General features: G+C 50.3%; 8 protein-coding genes. 2 read left to right on the plus strand and 6 right to left on the minus strand.

The window, feature by feature from the left end; genetic code table 11:
• Positions 1 to 45 precede the first annotated feature (45 nt).
• The 4 genes from ACP7H9_RS12315 to recC are packed head-to-tail and all read right to left on the minus strand — an operon-like array spanning position 46 to position 12,290.
• Positions 46 to 3,204, minus strand: coding sequence for a DUF3427 domain-containing protein (locus tag ACP7H9_RS12315; protein ID WP_439222849.1), 3,159 nt, complete (start codon positions 3,202 to 3,204; stop codon positions 46 to 48).
• The gene (gene recD, locus ACP7H9_RS12320; RefSeq protein ID WP_034822889.1) at positions 3,197 to 5,116 is read right to left on the minus strand and encodes an exodeoxyribonuclease V subunit alpha; all 1,920 of its coding nucleotides are present in this window, start codon (positions 5,114 to 5,116) and stop codon (positions 3,197 to 3,199) included. The genes ACP7H9_RS12315 and recD overlap by 8 nt, the downstream gene beginning before the upstream one ends.
• Positions 5,113 to 8,826 (minus strand): exodeoxyribonuclease V subunit beta, encoded by a 3,714-nt coding sequence (gene recB, locus ACP7H9_RS12325; RefSeq protein WP_034822891.1) that lies wholly within the window; start codon positions 8,824 to 8,826, stop codon positions 5,113 to 5,115. Before recB ends, recD begins: the two co-directional genes overlap by 4 nt.
• Positions 8,823 to 12,290, minus strand: a complete 3,468-nt coding sequence (gene recC, locus ACP7H9_RS12330) for an exodeoxyribonuclease V subunit gamma (protein ID WP_439222850.1) — start codon at positions 12,288 to 12,290, stop codon at positions 8,823 to 8,825. The genes recB and recC overlap by 4 nt, the downstream gene beginning before the upstream one ends.
• Before the next feature lie 98 nt (positions 12,291 to 12,388).
• Here recC and ACP7H9_RS12335 point away from each other — a divergent pair, with 98 nt between their 5' ends.
• Both ACP7H9_RS12335 and ACP7H9_RS12340 read left to right on the plus strand, forming a co-directional pair.
• Positions 12,389 to 13,003, plus strand: coding sequence for a LysE family translocator (locus ACP7H9_RS12335; protein ID WP_011235758.1), 615 nt, complete (start codon positions 12,389 to 12,391; stop codon positions 13,001 to 13,003).
• 86 nt (positions 13,004 to 13,089) lie between these two features.
• Positions 13,090 to 14,199: a sensor domain-containing diguanylate cyclase gene (locus tag ACP7H9_RS12340; RefSeq protein WP_034822895.1), complete on the plus strand. Its 1,110-nt coding sequence runs from the start codon at positions 13,090 to 13,092 to the stop codon at positions 14,197 to 14,199.
• Here the strand turns inward: ACP7H9_RS12340 and ACP7H9_RS12345 are convergent.
• On the minus strand, positions 14,196 to 15,062 hold the full coding sequence (locus ACP7H9_RS12345) for a tetratricopeptide repeat protein (protein ID WP_034822898.1): 867 nt from the start codon (positions 15,060 to 15,062) through the stop codon (positions 14,196 to 14,198). The two genes, ACP7H9_RS12340 and ACP7H9_RS12345, sit on opposite strands and share 4 nt — an antisense overlap.
• A 15-nt stretch (positions 15,063 to 15,077) precedes the next feature.
• On the minus strand, positions 15,078 to 16,949 hold the full coding sequence (locus ACP7H9_RS12350) for a DUF885 domain-containing protein (protein ID WP_034822900.1): 1,872 nt from the start codon (positions 16,947 to 16,949) through the stop codon (positions 15,078 to 15,080).
• Between the last annotated feature and the right edge of the window lie 76 nt (positions 16,950 to 17,025).

Raw genomic sequence — 17,025 nt, forward strand, 5'->3', positions numbered from 1 at the left:
GGCAATTGGGGAGCGGCTAGATCTAGGTGTTACAGCAGGTTATCCCTACCGCAACACGCTAAATGCTTGATAAAGCCTAGTTGGAAGTTTGTTTTTCAACTCCCAGGTTACATTCATTGGTCGCTCTCCGTGACTGTCGATAAAAGTGACTGGCCCACATGCTTTATAAGCCGATTGCTTATTTTCTCTAACGAAAAGCTGGAACTGCCAGCCATTCGTGCCGCTCTCAATGTAGCGGTGTCCGGTGGGAGTACTCGCGGAGGCTGTATTCTGCGACTGCCAATGGAATTTTTCTCGGCTTATTGCGTAGTCGTTGTAAGCAACACCTTCGTGCACGGCATCAGCTTTATCAAGCGTAACGAATAGCAGTTCGAGCTTTTTATCTTGGAAGCGCAAAACGCCTTCGCGAAATACTCGACGCTCCTGTTCATTCAAAAAACCTACGGCGGTCAAGATTTCACGTATTTGATAAGAGGCGTGAAGTTTCAGTGGCGTATGTTCGAGTCCAGGCAGAGAATCGAACACGTAGTTTGTTCGGGCATCTAATATACGTGCTAGCTCATTCAGTTCATTTAATGCTTCCGGCTCAGTATGTAGGCTGTCTATAAAATCAATACCGTTAACGACACGCTCATTCTGGTAATCGACTTGGTAAGCCAACATTTGTGCATACTGCTTGGCCCTATCAGTCCACTCGATTTGCTCTTTTCTATTAGTCGCCTTCTCGATCAGACGAAGATACTCAGGGTCATCAATGTGCAATAGACTCATGAAGCGTTTGCTAAGATAAGTTTCCTGCTCCGTGGCATCGCCCACTATTAAATTAGCAGCACGCTTTAGGTTAGTCCATCCGGTGTTATTTCCGTTTCCGCGATAAATATCTGTAAGCTCAAGCTGTTGTTCGCTTATAAACTCCGATAGCAAAACAGTATTACTGCCTTTTATTCGAGCAAAATGGTTAAGTTCATTGCGCAGTTGATCCCAGCGTTGGTTAATCGCTTGTCTCAGGCTTCCTAAAATCGACTCCCGTGCTTCCTTTTGAAGTTGCAAGTAGCAGCCGCTCGGTAGCTTGCCAAAGCCATTTTGCACACCATCGTAAACTTCTTTACGCGTCAACCCCGTTAATGCGCCATACAATACGTCAAAACGAAAACCTGCACGGTGCTGACCGACAAAATCGAGCACTAAACAACTTTCCTTTTCGGGATGTAAACGAAGTCCTCGACCGATTTGTTGTTGAAACAACGTGACACTTTGAGTCGGACGTAGCAGCAAAAGCGTGTCAACGAAGGGCAAATCAATGCCTTCGTTGTATAGGTCAACGGTAACTATCACATTGATTTCTTTGTTCGCTAATTTTTTTGGCAACGAAGCGCGTTCTTCGCGAGAGCTTTCGCCGTATATCAATGCGGCTGGAATTCCCAAGTCATTAAACTTTCTGGTCATAAAGCGCGCGTGGTCAACGTCTACGCAAAATGCCAGTGCACGAGAATGCCTTATGTTATTAACAACTTCATCCCAAGCTCTGACTACATTTTGGGCGCGCGCATCATTATCTGAGAGAATATTATGAAGATCGCTACGGCCATCACCGTTTTTCCAATTCACTTGTCGATAGTCTTCTCCATCATCACAAGCATAATATTCAAACGGTGCGAGCAACTGCTGGTCTAACGCATTCCATAACCGCATTTGTACAGACGGTGAACCATCCGGACGACAGTCAAAATAGGCGAGAATATTCTTGTTATCTGCTCGCTCAGGTGTTGCGGTCAGGCCCAATAAATATCTGGGGTCTACTCGCGAAATGACCTCATCAAAACTTTTCGCAGCGATGTGATGACACTCATCAACCACAACAACTTGCCAGTGATTCGCCGGGTACCGCTCCAATAATTTTTTAGAACGTAAGCTCTGTACCGTTGCAAATAAATGGTCATATTGCTCAGGCTCATGTCGCCCCGTAAGTAAGTCACCAAAATTGGCATCTTTTAAGATTTGCCGATACGTAGTAAGTGACTGACTGAGAATTTCTTCGCGATGCGCAATAAAGAGTAGCCTGGGCTGCCCCTTCTCAAACTCGCAAACTCGACGGTAATCGAAAGCCGCCATCACTGTTTTACCAGTTCCGGTTGCTGCCACTAACAGATTTTTGAAACGTCCGTGTGCGCGCTCATTATCCAGCTGCTCTAGAATATCCGCCTGAAAGGGTTTGGGTGTAATATCAAAGAATGTTGTGATTACGTGCTCGGGTAAGTTTTTCCCGCCAGATTCTCTACTGAGCGCGTCCTTCAAAGCCGCAACATGCTGACTATTGTTTGGGTCATACGGCTGAAACTCACCATCTTCCCATAACGTTTCAAAGTGCGCTTTTGCGCGTGAATACAGATTATGTTGCCCATGTTGGGTGAACTTAACTGTCCATTCCAAGCCACCCATTAACGCGGCGCCCGATAAATTCGCACTACCTACATAAGCGCTTCCAAAGCCTGTTTTGCGTTCAAACATCCAGGCTTTTGCGTGCAACCGTGTCCGTCGCCCATCGAGCGAAACTCTAACTTCGCAGTTTGGCAACCTCGCGAGCATATCCAGTGCATTTTTCTCTGTCGCACCGATATAAGTTGTTGTTAGAACTCGAATAGAGGTTTTGCTGTGGCCTTCAGCATCGGTTGCGGTGATTTGCTTCAGTACGTCATAAATTTTTCGCACACCTGACACAGTGATAAAGCTCACTAAAATATCCACGTGATCACAGCTCGAAAGCTCAGTGATTAACTCATTCAACAACGCCGGTGAGTCTTTACCCGCCGTAAATAACCACGGCTGTGACAAACTGATATGAGGCAATTCTGGCTGCTCACCTTTACGATAAATTGATCGTAAAAATTTCGGCGGATTTACTATTTCATCAATGATCGTTTCCGCAGTCCTCTCTCTTATCTGGTGTCGGGCGTGTTGAAGAAGGCTGTTTAATAAGTCGACTTGAGCCATGAGTTTTCCGTTATCAGAAAGTCTCTCACCTTCGCCAACTGCCGCCAGTACTTGAGATAATTGCTCAGTTAATGCTTCCACTAATCGTTCATGACTATTCTCAACACTCAGTTTTTCAAAATCAGCAATTAGGCTTTCATCATGCGTTGAAAGCTCGTCTTTCACTGCTGAAGTTTGCAACAAGTCATAAATGCCACGGTGTAAATTAGACACGCTTGCCTCCCTGGCTAAATAGTTTACTACCCACCAAACTCAACCGCTCCTTAGCCCGCGTAATCCCCGTATACAAGAGTTCTTTACTCAGCACGGGGCTGTCGTGGTCGGGCAGAACCATGACGGTGTGTTTGAATTCGGAGCCCTGAGATTTATGTACGGTCATGGCGTACACGGTTTCTATGTGGGTGAGACGGCTGGGCAGTACCCATCGCACGCCTTTATTTTCAGACTGATTCTGGTCGGGAAAGGCGACGCGCAGGTGCCCGTGTTCGGGGTCTTTAAAGGTTAGACCGATGTCGCCGTTGTTCAGCTTCAGTCCGTAGTCGTTTTTGGTGACCATAACGGGGCGGCCTTCGTACCAAGTGTTGGCGTTTACGCCGAGTATGTCGCCGACTTTTTGGTTGACGGCTTTTACGCCCCAGGGACCTTCGCGCAGGGCGGTCAGGATTTGGAAGTTGCTTAGGTTTTGTAGAGCTTCCACGGCGATATCGTTAATGTTGTTGGCATCAGTTGCTGCGTCGGCATTGTTCCTGACGTGTAACGTCAGGCTACCCCTGACAAGAGCTTCGAATGCTGGGTCGTCTAAGCTGCTGACTTCATACAGGCTGACAGGGTAGTCTTCGGCGGCGTTTTTGGCTTTTTCCAGTTCCTGTTTTGTTGCGACGTTGTCTTGTCGGTTAATGGCGTTGGCCAGGTCGGCAATAGGGCCTTTGAAGCGATAGCTTTTGCGGAATTTCACGACGTGCTGCAGGCGTTGCTCGCCGCTGTCGTCAATTAAGTCGCTTGGGAAGGCTGGTGTGTCGGCTACTTGCTGCAACCACTGGGCGGTTTCTGTGTGGTAGTGGCCTTGGTCCGCGCCTTCACACAGGTTGCCCAACACGGCGCCTGCTTCTACGGAAGCTAGCTGGTCTTTGTCACCAATAAGCACCAGCCGCGCGTTTTTGGGTGTGGCTTTTAGCAGCGCGGTCATCATTTCAATGTCTATCATTGAGGCTTCGTCGACTATCACAACGTCGGTGCGCAGTGGGTTGTCGGCATTGTGTTTAAAGGCGCGCGAATTCGGTTTTACACCCAGTAAGCGGTGCAGGGTTTTACCTTCAGGTTTTATGGAATCTAAGGCGTCTTTCAGGGTGGCGAGTTTTGCATCACCCCGCAGCTTAGCCAGCTCGCTTTCTATGGACTCAGTGAGTCGCGCGGCGGCCTTACCGGTAGGCGCGGCCAGCGATACGCGCAGCGGCGGTAGGCCGAGGAATAAGGTTTGATGCTGCAAAGCCGTTAACAAGCGCACTACGGTATAGGTTTTACCGGTCCCGGGCCCGCCGGTTATTACGCTAAAGCGATTGCGCACGGTATTCCCGCAGGCTACACGCTGCCAGTTAATCTCATCCGTCTTTTCACCACCTGCTTGAGCAAACAGCTTTGCCAGCGTGCTTTTCAGCAAGTCGTCGTTGGTAACTGGCCGGTCGCTCATGCGCGCCTGTAAATCATTCTCTATAAAGGCTTCGTACTGCCAGTAGCGACGCAAATACAGTTTGCCGCCACTTAACACCAGCGGCTGATTACCTTTGCCGTTGGTGTCTACGCAGTGGCTTTGGGTTAATGCGGTTTCCACATCGGCACCAAACTGACGGAACAACTCGCTGGGAGTATCGCAGTTTGGTGAATAGCGGTTCTCGGGTGGTAAATTCAGTACTCTTTCGGGTTCATTCTGCAGCGCTTTGACATCAGTGCTGGTATGCCCGCGGCCGGCTTCGTGCGAGGCGCACAGGGCGGCCAGTAATACCTCACTGCGCGTTTCTCCAGCTTGCTGCAAAAACTCCACAAAGGCCAGGTCTATTGAGCGTATCCAGCCGGCATCTCGCCACTCACGGAGGGCATCAAATAAGGTGTTCGAGGTTACTTCTGTCATACCGGCTCCTTATCTGAAAGGTTCTTACCCTCAAAAAGTGCGTCCAGCTGCTCTATTAACTCCCGTGGCGGCCTGTCACAAAATGCCCCGCCGGTTTCCGCCCGGTGCCCGCGTAAAAACAGATACACAGCACCACCTACGTGAGTGTCATAGTCGTAGTCACTGCCTAACCGCGCCTTTAACAGGCGATGCAGTGCCAGGGTGTAAATGACGTATTGCAGGTCGTAACGGCTGTGCAGTATTTTCTCGCGCATGGCTTGTTCGGTGTAGGCGTGGTCGTCTTCGCCCAGCCAGTTGGACTTATAATCCGCGACGTAGTATTTGCCTTTGTGCTCAAACACCAAATCGATAAAGCCTTTTAGCATGCCGTTCAGCACATTGGGCTCCAGCGCTGGTCGTTCGTGCCCCGGCAGAATGTGTTCACGAACCAGAGCATCCAGCCTTTGTGCGTTAACCTCGCTGGCACCAAACCAAAATTCCGGCTCGGCTTTGTATTGTTCCAGAGCGCTTAAGCTAATGCGGTCACCACTGTCATTAATGGGGAATTGGTTGTGCAAATAGGCATCCAGCCAATGCTCCAGGCTGTTTTGGTGTTCCTGCCAATACGGGCTGACACAAAAGCCCTCTACCAGCCCGGTACGCTCGGCAGCGTCACTCGCGATTTTCGCAAAGCCGATATTGGCGGACTCTTCCAGCAAGTTATGCAAAAACGTACCCGGCCCCGCGCCTTTGGGTAAATGATGAATACTGTCCGAGCTTGGCTCGGCGGCACTGGCGACTTCTACGTCGTCATCATCGCGCTCGTCCAACAGGTTCATTTCATCGGGCGACTGCGGTGCCTGCACACTTTTTGTCACGGCACCTTCGTACTTAAGCGCGCTGTAACTGGCTACCCACCAGCGCTCCAGCTTACGGTCTGCGGGCATGCTGCGCGGTGTGAGTTTAGGCGTTGTTTGCTCTTGTTCCAGCGCACGGACTAAAGGCTCATCGTCTTCCAGTCGCGTTAACTGCGTATGCGGCACCCGTTGCCAGCGCTCGCTAACTTCGTTGTACAGCTCATTGGTTAATGACTCGCCGCCGTTCAGCAAGTAAAAGAGCGGGTTGTTGCGATGCTCTTTCACCGCTTCCAGCGCAATAAAAGTGGCGTATTGCGCGCGGGTAACGGCCACGTACATTTTACGTAAGTCTTCGGCGAGGATCTCATTACTCAAACGCTGTTTGTTGTCGTCGTCTTTTGACCACAATACCTGTAGCTCACCGTTTTCATCGTGATACACCGCCGGTGGCTTTATCCGATAGGCTTCCGCCTGGGTGTACGCCACAAAGGGCATAAACACCAGCGGGTACTGCAGGCCTTTTGACTTATGAATGGTGATGATTTTTATCAGTTCGTCGTCGCTTTCTAAGCGCAGCTGCTGCTCGTCACTCTGAGTGCGGCTGTTGCTGCCAAAGCCATGACGTTCGTTTACCTGCTCGGCAAAATGGTTCACCAGCGCGGGAATACCGTCCAGCACCAGGCTTTGCTGTTGCAGCAGCTCGGCAATGTGCAGCACGTCGGACAGTTGGCGTTCGCCGTGAATACGGTCTTCCAGTAGCTTTGCGGGCACCTGGTGGTCTTGCAGCAGGCTGTGCAACATGGCTAATACGCCCTGTCGCTGCCACTGGTCGTGATAACTTAAAAACTGTTCTACTCGCTGTTCCCACTCGCGCTCGTGGCTATGAATATGTTCCAGCTCACTCAGCGGCAGGGCAAGCAACTGTGTCGCCAGGGCGCTGCGTATCAGCGACGGGTCGCGCGGTTCGGCGCAGGCACTCACCAGCGCCAGCAGGTCTTTGGTTACGCGCTGCGCAAATACCGATTCCCGGTCCGACAAATAAACGCTTTTCAGCCCGCGATCGCTCAACGCCTTTTTAATAGCATTGGCTTCGTTAAAGTTGTTTACCAGCACCGCAATGTCACTGGTTTTTACGCGCTGCTCCAGCTTATCATCACCGTTGTAATATCCTGCCTGCGGGTCATTAAGCAGGGAGGCAATCAAGTTAGCGTGATGGTTCGCGGCAGCTCGGAAAAAGTCATTTTTATTGCGTTTTTCTTCGCCGGATACTGACCACAAGAGCGCCGGTGCAGTTCTTAAATTGCTGGATAACAGGCAATGCTTGAAAGTGCGCTTCAGCCCATTTGCACCCACTGGGTTAAAGGGCAGCTGGTTTTCTGCTTCGGTTTTAAACAGGAACGCGCCGCTCGGCAGCTCTTCGGCGCGCTCAAACAGGGCATTAACGCCGTCTACCATGGCCTGCGACGAACGGAAGTTTCGGGCCAGATTATAATGCCGGCCTTCGGTATCGCGCCGGGCTTTTAAATAGGTGTAAATATCGGCGTTACGGAAGCTGTAAATGGCCTGCTTCGGGTCACCAATAAGAAAAATGCCGGTGCCTGGGTGCGGCTCCGCCAAATTATAAATACGGTTAAAAATCTCGTATTGAACCGGGTCGGTGTCCTGAAACTCGTCCACCATAGCCACCGGATACTGCTTACGAATAGCGGCAGCTAAGGCTTCACCACTGGGGCCTTTCAACGCGTCACGTAAACGCGTCAGCATGTCGTCGTGGCCCATTTCGGCGCGCTGGTTTTGCAACTCGGCAAAGCGACTACTGACCCAGAAGGCCGCGTGTTGTTTTACTTTGGCCAATTCTTCCTGCTGCTGTACTTTGCTGCGTTTGATACGCTCCTGCAGTTCACCTAAAACCGCCCAGCTATTGGGCATGCCACCGAGTTTGGCATCGGCAAACTTCTGTAGCTCGTCAGTGCTTATATTCTTCCAGTTAGCCGCGGTGGCTTCGGGCTCAACTAGGTCAGGGTCGCCACACCAGTCCGCAAATTTCTGAAATTGTTTGAGTTTGGTTGCCGCGCCCTTGGCTTGCGAGGTTTTATCAACCAGTTCCTGCACAATAGGCGCAACTTCCTGCTTTATAGCAGCCATTCGTTGCTGATGCGCGCTTTCCGCCTCTTTCAGCAGGCTGTGCAAGTCACCATTGACCGGTGCCTGCCCGCTTTTGCTTAAGCTGTAAGTGAGCCCCAACAAGGTTTCCGGTGACTTAAAGTCCTCCAACAGCCGGGCGCTGAGTTCAGCGTCAGCCGGGTAAATAAAACGGCGAAAGTAGTCTTCGGCGGCCTGCAGGCGCAGCTCTTCGTTGTCAGTTTCAACGTCCTGACTGAACAGGCTACCGCTGGCAAAGGCGTGCTCTTTCAGCATGGACTGACACCAGCCGTGAATGGTTTTCACCGCGGCTTCATCCATGGACTGTGAGGCTAAATCCAGCAAACGCGCCAAGTGCATCAGGTTTTGCCCTTGCGCCGCGCAGTCTTCCCGCAAACTGGCTAAGAAAGGGTCACCTTCTACGGTTTCCGGGTCACGGAAGTAAGATGCGGCTTCGGCTAAGCGTGCGCGAATACGGTCACTCAACTCTTCGGTGGCAGCTTTGGTAAAGGTCATGACCAGAATGTTTTTCGGCACCAGTTCGCGTTCAAACGCAGTTTCTTTCGTACCATTATTTGAGCCATGACCAATAACCAAACGCACATAAAGCGCGGCAATGGTGTACGTTTTACCGGTACCGGCGCTGGCCTCAATTAAGCGGCTGCTGTTCAGCGGAAAATCGAGCGGGTTCTCTAGCGTATGCCCTGAGGTATGTGACGGCAAGTGACTCATGATTTATCCTCCGGCACCAGGGTTAAGCGCATGGGATCATAAAGTTCGTCCATAAAACGGCGGAAGTGTGGTGATGCCTGAATGGCTTCGTAACTCTCGGCAACGCGCCCGCAATAATCGCTTTTGGTGACCAGCGCCGGGTCTTGAAAGCCTTCTTCTTCGTATTTTTGTCGGGCGGCTTCGTGCGCCAGCGTTTCGTCCTGGCCGTTCTTGCCCATTGCGCTTAGCCAGGTCATGGCTACGTCCAGATGCATAGGCTGCGGCTGCTGCGCTGACAGTGCTACCAGTTCCAGTATTTGCTCCAGTTGTTGCACCGCAAGCTCAGCGGGCACCGGTGCCGCCTGCAGCTGGCAGCCACCTTTGGATACAATTAAAAGCCGTGTCGGTTTTTGTAAATTCAACAGCAACACACCAAGGTAATAGGCACTGGCATGCTTCCAGCCGCCGCTATTTATGCCTTTACCGTTTTTAGCGGCAATGTTGCTGGCCGAGGTAACCACCCACAAACGCTCGCCGTTTTCATTACTGTGCAGCCCGGTTACTGTGTCATCAATAGTCAGCCCACTGTGCTCAAAAAACACCTCGACAGGAAATTCATTCACACCCGAATAACCGGCAATGCTCTGCTGATAGGTTTCCAGTATCTCCTGCGACTGCTCCAGCAACTGAAACCCATTTTGCTCAGCTATTGCGCCAATACCTAAAGCCCCTTCGCGTTTAATCCGGTTTAGCTCTTTTAGTAGCGAGGCTTCAATGCCTGCGCCATTCAGCAATGCTTTTTTTCCCGCATCCACCAAACGCGTAGTCAGTGACCAGCTTTGCAGGCTATCCATCACAAAGGCTTCGCTGTCGTCCAGGTCTTCACTGTTGCGGCTAAAGTAAGTATCCAGCCGCCAGTTAAAGTACAGCCGCGCCGGTTCTTCAATAAAGCGTTTAATGTCGTTGATGCTCAGGGTGCGTTCCAGCTCGTCGTCTGCGGCGGTTTCCGAAGCCGCGCGGCTGGTAGAAGCCACCGTGCCCTGATGCGCCTGCGCCCATTCACTGGCATAGGTAAAGTATTCCGGGTCTTCCTGGCTAAAGTAATGGGGGTTAAACGGCTGTAATTTGTGCTCAACGGTCAGGCTGTTAATGTCCACTTCCCAACCCTGTTGCAGGTGATCACGCAATTGCGCCACCAGCACCGACGGTGTGCGCTCGCTGTTGTCTTTGGCGCTGTAGCCTACCCAGCTCAAGTAAAAACAGTCGCGGGCTGAGAGCATAGCCTCCAGGAATAAATAGCGGTCATCGTCACGCCGCGAGCGATCGCCCGGCCGATACCGGTCGGTCATTAAATCAAAATCCACGCGAGGCACCGAACGTGGGTAATCACTTTCATTCATACCCAGCACACACACGTACTTAAACGGAATGGCCCGCATAGGCATTAAGGTGGCAAAATTTACCGCGCCCGCCAAAAAGCGTTGGTTTAGGTTCTGCTGGTCCACGCGCTCTAACCAGGCGTCTTTGAATATGGGCAGGCGCAGTTGTGATTCGTTATCCGCTTCTATGCAAATATCCCGCAGCTGATACAGCTCATCACCCAGCTTAGCTAACAGTAAGCGATCACTGTCTTCTTCGGCCTCGAAAAACTGTTCCAGCAACCACTCGCCCTGAGTGACCCACTCCGGTAAGGTGTGTTCACCCTGCGCGTGCTGCCACCATTGTTCCAGGGTGCGAACCACGTCCGCCAAACAGCCCACCAGCGCGGCGCTTAGCCCGGCCACTTCGGTATAAGGCTCTACATTGGCCCAGGGCGAATCATTTCCTAAACCGGCTTCTGCCAAATCACCCATGGCGTAACCGGCTATCATGCGTTTTAAGCCAAACCACCAACTGTTGGTTTCTTCTGCTTCAGGCATATAAAACTGTCTGCGCTGCTCAGCATTCAGCCCCCAACGTGCGCCGGCTTCTTTTACCCAGCGCTTTAACTGCGGCAGGTCGTCGTCACTCATGCCAAAACGTTGTTGCACCGCCGGAACCGACAGCAAATTGAATAAGTCAGTCTGAGTAAAACGCAGCTGGTCAACTTGCAACAATAGCTCCAGCGCTATCATTAACGGCCGCTGATGACGCTCGCCTTGGTCAGCAATGGTGTAAGGAATGGCACGCGAGTCGCGTTCACCAAAACGGTTGTGGTATCTGCCAAATACGGCGTCAATATAAGGCGCGTAGGTGTTCACATCAGGCAGCATCACCATAACATCGCGCGGTTTTAACTCGGGGTCTTTCGCAAAGGCATCCAGTAATTGGTCATGCAACACTTCCAGTTCCCGCTGCGGGCTGTGGCAAACATGAAACTGAAGTGATTTATCGGAGGCACTCGGCGCAGGCCAAAGCTCGCGGGTTTCCTGAACTGGGCGCAGGTTTAGAATGTCGTCCTGCAACTGGACTAATAAATGGTCCGTGTTATGCGGCTCAAACAACTCCAGTTTAATGGTGTTAAACGCTTCCTGTTTGGCCAGGGTTTCGTCGTATAAGTCCAGCAGGCGAATGTAGTCTCGGCCCTGCTTACCCCACGACGCCAGCAACGGATGCGCCAGCTGGTGCAGTTCGTCGTCATTGGGGTCGTCGGGCAGTTCCGGTTTGTGTTTTAAGCGCGAAGAGGCTTTGACTGCCTGCCGCAAGGCTTCTTTGCCATCGACAATGTCGGCCCAGTGGTATTGCGACGGGTTATGCACACACAACAGAATTTGCGTGTAGCCTTTTATGGCATCCAGCACCTGCAGCATTTGCTGCGGCAGCGAGGAAATACCAAACACCACCACCCGGGGCGGCAAACCCGCCGGACGCTCAGTCAGCGCCTGCGCCGTATCAATAAAACGCTGATGCAGTTCGGCCCGGTTATTCCAGTAGTCATCTATGCCAATGTCGTTACTAACTGCGCGCCACAATTCCGGCTGCCACAACTGTTCGGCTTCAACTGGTTGTTCCTGCTCCAGCACATCCTGACCACGCACCCAGTTCTCCAGCCAGTCGGCACGGTACACCGCGTACTGATCAAACAAGTCAGCCAATCGCCCGCTTAACTGATACAGCTTGCGACCGTCGTTGTCGTCGGAGGTATAGTGTTTAAGCGGTGCAAAGTGTGGGTTGTGCTCGATAAGCTCAGGCAAAAGACGCATTAATCGCCAGGTTAGGCGGTCTTTATCAAAGGGAGAAGTTTTGGGAATATTGTCACCGAGCACGGCTCTGTATGCCTGCCACTGAAACCGCGCCGGCAGGGTGACGTCTATCATGGCAGCAATGCCGCTGGCCTGGGCTAAATTAATTTTAAGCCACTGGGCAATACCGTTGCTTTGCACCAGCACAGTTTCCTGCTCCAGCGGCGCCAGCGGGTAGTTTTGGGTGAATGTAACCGCCACATCGGTTAGGTCTTCCAGCCGATGTCCATGCGCGACAATAAAGCCGGGGGTCAATTCACTCACTCGCTGCTCTCCCTAAATGTGGTTTCATACAAAGCCATGGTATCGTATCTTTTAAACGAAACCAGCATTAAACAATTCTGTTGCAATAAGGCAAGTTCATGGAAATCTTTATCGCCGTATTTTTCTTCGCTTTCTCAACCACCATAACACCGGGTCCTAATAACATTATGATCATGTCGTCTGGGGTAAACTACGGAGTTAAAGCCAGCCTGCCGCACTTCCTGGGCATCTGCTTTGGCTTTCCGGCTATGGTACTGGTGGTTGGTATGGGTTTCGGTTCCATATTGGAACAGTTTCCACTGCTGCACCAACTGATAAAGATTGCCGGCACGCTTTATTTGCTCTGGCTGGCCTGGGTTATTGGCTCACAAACGCCGAAAACCATTGAGAAAGGCGACCGCAATCCCCTGACTTTCTGGCAGGCGGTGCTGTTTCAATGGGTTAACGGTAAAGCTTGGGTTATGGCGACCGGCGCGGTTGCAGCATTTACCACCGTAGCTGGCACACTTTGGTCCGAGGTAATAGAGATAACAGCCGCCTTTTTGGCTGTAGCTTTTCCTTGTGTGGGAATTTGGCTCATTGCAGGCGCCGGACTGCGTCAATTGCTGACTAACCACACCGCGCAAAGAATTTTTAATATTTCCATGGCCTTACTACTGGTCTTTTCTGTGCTTCCTGTCGTAGAGGATATATTACAATTTTATTTTGCTTAAACCTTTATTGAGTTAACATAAAAATAACAAACTAGACTAAACTCGTTAATGGTTACCTAAAGGTTAAAACAGCACAGGGGTGAGCTATGGATCCAAAAACTGCGCAAATATCTTTTGATCAGCTTATCTCTGAACTGTCGACCCGCCTTATTAACAGCGAGCCGGCTGAAACTTACGAATGTATAGAGGAGGTAATTGCTGCTATCGGCAATTACACTGACACTGATCGTTGTTACGTATTTGAGTTCGACGACAATATCCAAAATATGACCAATACCCATGAGTGGGTGAGAGACGGTTATCAAGCACATATCACCGATCTTCAATCGGTTGCGTTAGAAGAACTTCCCTGGTTTTTTGAGCAGATAAAAACCCATCATAAATGCATTGTAGATAATATTGATTTATTACCTCCAGAGGCTACAGCCGAAAGAGCCGAGTTTGAGCGCGAGCAAATTAAATCAGTTATTTGCGTTGGGCTGGTCGCAAACCAGCACCTGCTGGGTTTTGTCGGTTGCGACATGGTGCGACAAGAACGGCAATGGACGCCGGAAGAAATTCGTCGTTTACGCCTTGTTGCCGATATGATTGCGAATACCCTCGAGCGCCAACGAACTTACTCTGAGCTAATCCATACTCAGCGAGCACTGGAAAAAGCTAACCGTATGCTGCAGGCGCAAGTTGCTCAGGACGGTTTAACCGGTATAGCTAACCGCCGCGCTTTCGACGAGCGCATAAATAATGAGATTCAGCGAGCATCACGGCACAAGACTCCGCTAGCTCTGCTTATTATCGATATCGACCACTTTAAACCCTACAACGACTATTACGGACATTTACAGGGTGATCAGGCTCTGAAATCTGTTGCTGATGCTATGTTTGATCAGTTACAACGCAGTACGGATTTTATCGCACGCTATGGTGGCGAAGAATTCATTGCGGTTATTTCAGCGACCAATAAAGAAAAAACAAAAGAAAGTATGAATCAATTACTCGAGGCAGTTAGGAGCTTAGATCTTGAGCACGAGCGTTCAGACGTCGCCCCTTACCTGACGGTAAGCATTGGGGGCTATATCCATAGCCCAAGAGCTGACGAGGATACAGAAAAATTAATTACCCGCATGATATCTAAAGCAGACTCAGCGCTGTATCGCGCTAAGTCTGATGGTCGCAACCGGGCTTACTTAGACACTTAGTTCCAGCTGGACAGTTGCTTCTGAAGCTCTTTATCATCAACCTTTTTCAGGCTGGCAATTAACTGCTGAGACTCCTCGTCATTGCCTTTCAGGGCAAGCAATTGAGCTAAACGAAAGTTTGCCCAATGAGCTTTTGGCGCGCTGTCCGGTAACTCAGCATCCAAATACTGTTGCAGTGCTACAATGCCTTTATCCAGGTGTTCTTCCGCCAAAACAGAGGTTTTACCAAATTGGTATAAAGCCATTACCGGAGCTTCGCCTTTTCTCGATTCACCCTCAGCTGCCTGTTCAAAAAGCGAGAACGCCTTTTCATAATTCCCGTCTTTTTGTTCCTGAAAGCCAAGATAAACCAGAACGTCGGCATTATTCGGATGCTCAGCTAAAATTTCATTCACTAATGTCCGCGCCTGCTCTTCTTTTTCATGATGTTGCAGGTATTTAACTCGGGCAAATGCGCCTTCCACCGCATCTATTTCCTTAATGGCCTCAATTTGCGCCAATGCTTTTTCGTCATCACCACCGGCTATTGAAGGTGCCATCATATAAAACTGCAGTAACGCAGTGCGATATTCCAGCGAACCAGGCTCAAGCTCTACGGCTTTTTCAAAAGAGTCGACAGACTTGCCAGCATAACTGAGCGCACTGAAAAAAGAGTCCTGTGCCTGCTGGGCCATAACAATGCCCCGTATATGCCAGGCTTCAGCATTTTCAGGTTCATTTTTGACCCAGTCTTCCACGGTATCTTCGGCGTCATCCAGCCGCTGTTCGGACAAATGATTTTGAATAATTTGCTTAGTTGACTCCCCGGCATAAGCGCCGGGGAGAAATAAAGCAGCAGTCAGCACCAATACTAGCCATTTCACAATAACTCTCCTTAGTTAGGCTTTTTTCTGCTCTTTAACCCATTGATCAACACGGCGCTCCAGAATATGCAGCGGTAGTGCACCACCACCCAGAACGGTGTCATGGAAGCCGCGAATATCGAACTTGTCACCCAGAGCATCTCTGGCTTCTTCACGCAGTTCCAAAATGCGGATCATGCCAATTTTATAAGCTGTTGCCTGACCCGGCATAACCAGGTAACGACGAACCTCTGAGCGCACCGCGCCTTCGGCAATAGGGGTATGCTCCTGGAAGTACTTAACCGCTTCCTCTTCAGTCCAACCTTTGGCATGCATGCCAGTATCCACAACCAGACGTACCGCACGCCAAATTTCCGTGGTTAAGCGGCCAAAGTCAGAGTAAGGGTCTTCATAGGCACCCATTTCCTTGGCTAACTGCTCTGAATATAAACCCCAGCCTTCGCTATAAACCGTAAAGCCAGCCTGAGTACGAAACTCCGGTACGGACTCCAGTTCCTGCGCAATGGAAATTTGCATGTGGTGACCCGGATTACCTTCATGATAAGCAATAGCTTCCATCTCATTTTTCGGCATCGAGCTCATATCGGACAAATGCGCATAGTAAATACCCGGACGATCACCATCAGGCGAACCGGGGTAATAGTGCTGGGCGGCGCCGTCTTGTTCGCGGAAGGGTTCAACGCGTTTTACTACCAAATCGGCTTGCGGCAAAATACCGAAATATTCCGGCAGCTTCTCATTAATGTAAGCCAGATATTCACGCGAATCTTCCAGATACATCTCTGCGCCTTCGCCGTTATTCGGATAGAAGAAGCGCTCATCAGTACGGATATAATCAAAGAAGTCCTGCAAATCACCGTCAAAGTCGACTTTCTCTTTAATGGCTATCATGTCATTGGTCAGACGCTCGACTTCATCAAGGCCTATTTGATGAATTTCATCGGCTGTTAAGTCAGTGGTCGTGTAGTTCTTCAGCAGAGCATTATAATAAGCTTCGCCGTTTTCCAAGCGACGCACACCGGTTGCAACTTCGTCGGTGTTTTCAATATCACTTTCAAGGAAGCTAATAAGCGCTTCGTAACTTGGCTGGAAACGCTCTAGTAGCACTTTTCGCACTTCTTTTTCGTATTTATCGGTCTGTTCAGCGGAGATCGCATCACTTTCCTGAAGCGAGCTAAGCTTGTTCTTAGCATCTTCAAGCAAGCTTGAGTCGCCTTCCTCGTCAAACGGCGCACCGGAGGTTAGCCCTTTGGCTTCTTTAATGATTTGCTCATACGCAAAACGCGGCGCGCGAACTCCATTCTCTACTTGCTGTTCAGCGCGCTGCAATAATTGTTCAATAGCGGTTGCACCGCCTTCCAGACGGGAAATATAAGCTTCCATGTCTTCGGCAGTATCAACCCGGTGGAAGTTGATTAAAAACTGCGGCAGGAAGGTGTGCGCGCCACGCATTTGGTCAAATACGTAGTCCATGCCGCGGAATTCGGCATTACGCTTGGCTTGTTCATATTGGTAAACCCAAACGTCGTAAGACGTCTGAGCTTCCAGGTTTAGCTTGTCGTAGTCAAAGTTAGCTTTCAGCTCTTCAACGGTTCCTTCTAACCACTCTAACTGCTTTTTCTCTGCGGCTACGGTCATATCGTCAATGTCGCCGTAGCGATCTTTGCGACCCAGGAAAGTCATTTGAATAGGGCTTTGCTGAAGTTGTTCTTCGTACTTTTCCTCAAACCACTGATTCAGACGTTCGGTTTCAGATTGCGAGCTTTGCTCAGTCTGTTTAGGTTGCTCAGCTGCCGTTTGAGAATTTTGGCCAGAATTGTTCTCTTGCGGTTGCCCACAAGCCGTTAATAAGCCCAAAACAGCCAGGGCGACAATGGAATAACGCATAGCAGTGTCCTTTATTCTTCTTTTGATACAGGAAGAAAAACTATAGCGTGCTTGTTACACTAATGGAAATGCTTAA

Source organism: Idiomarina sp. ST20R2A10 (assembly GCF_051842345.1).
Taxonomy (GTDB): domain Bacteria; phylum Pseudomonadota; class Gammaproteobacteria; order Enterobacterales; family Alteromonadaceae; genus Idiomarina; species Idiomarina loihiensis.

Bases quoted from the DNA above. Each gene is read 5' to 3' on its own strand.
- recD (WP_034822889.1), bottom strand. From the start codon at position 5,116: ATGACAGAAGTAACCTCGAACACCTTATTTGATGCCCTCCGTGAGTGG.
- recB (WP_034822891.1), bottom strand. From the start codon at position 8,826: ATGAGTCACTTGCCGTCACATACCTCAGGGCATACGCTAGAGAACCCG.
- ACP7H9_RS12335 (WP_011235758.1), top strand. From the start codon at position 12,389: ATGGAAATCTTTATCGCCGTATTTTTCTTCGCTTTCTCAACCACCATA.
- ACP7H9_RS12340 (WP_034822895.1), top strand. From the start codon at position 13,090: ATGGATCCAAAAACTGCGCAAATATCTTTTGATCAGCTTATCTCTGAA.
- ACP7H9_RS12350 (WP_034822900.1), bottom strand. From the start codon at position 16,949: ATGCGTTATTCCATTGTCGCCCTGGCTGTTTTGGGCTTATTAACGGCT.